Origin of the sequence: Aliiglaciecola litoralis, from assembly GCF_039523355.1 — a bacterium.
Classification (GTDB): Bacteria; Pseudomonadota; Gammaproteobacteria; order Enterobacterales; family Alteromonadaceae; genus Aliiglaciecola; species Aliiglaciecola litoralis.
Genome location: NZ_BAAAFD010000049.1, coordinates 1 through 673, shown reverse-complemented (window position 1 = coordinate 673; position 673 = coordinate 1). Strand labels below are relative to the sequence as shown.

General features: G+C 39.5%; 1 protein-coding gene. It reads right to left on the bottom strand.

Annotated elements, in window-relative coordinates:
* Nucleotides 1-163: 163 nt before the first annotated feature.
* Nucleotides 164-502 carry a hypothetical protein gene (locus tag ABD036_RS19120; RefSeq protein WP_343862803.1) on the bottom strand — a complete coding sequence of 113 codons (339 nt, stop codon included), beginning with the start codon at nucleotides 500-502 and terminating at the stop codon, nucleotides 164-166.
* Nucleotides 503-673 lie beyond the last annotated feature (171 nt).

Sequence of the window (673 nt, the reverse complement as noted above, 5' to 3'; positions counted from 1 at the left end):
ACTTGGAAAACGGTTTTGGCAAGATCAATTGTAATAGTGCTAGTATTTATCATGGTATGGCTCCTTTGGTTTCGACACCTTCACCTTAGTTCATAATGACAAAGGTGGGGAGTCCATACCATTGAGCGCCAGCCAGCGAGTTGGGGTCCAGTTGAATGGATTGTTATAAGCACGCGTATATTTTTGTCCGACTCTCTTTAAACGGAGGTTGTACAACCTCCGACATCCAATCTGTTTTGCTTAGCTTAATAGAATCTTGCATTGACTCTAAAAAATCATTGAAACCAACCAATTCTTCATGAATTGTAACTGTATTACCGGAAGCCAAATGGAAATCAAGGCATATTAAATCCGTAGTAATTTCGTCAATTTTGTAAGCTTCGATTGATACAACATCAGTCCAACTAAAAAGTAAATCATCGTCAATGAGTACTGCGCCAGCTTCGCACGACAAGCGTTGAGGTTCCTTTTTAGTGAACAATTTTCGAATGAAATCAATCATGCTTCAAGTGCTTATAACGCCCCTAATAAACGGCAAATGCTTGTTGGCTAAAATTAGCGAGGAACGTATATGGACTCCCCTTGTAAAGCAATCATGTGTTAAATTAATTCATTGGTGCAATTAACAAGTTCACGTATATTCGGTTTCATTGTGGGGAGCTACCCCGAACCT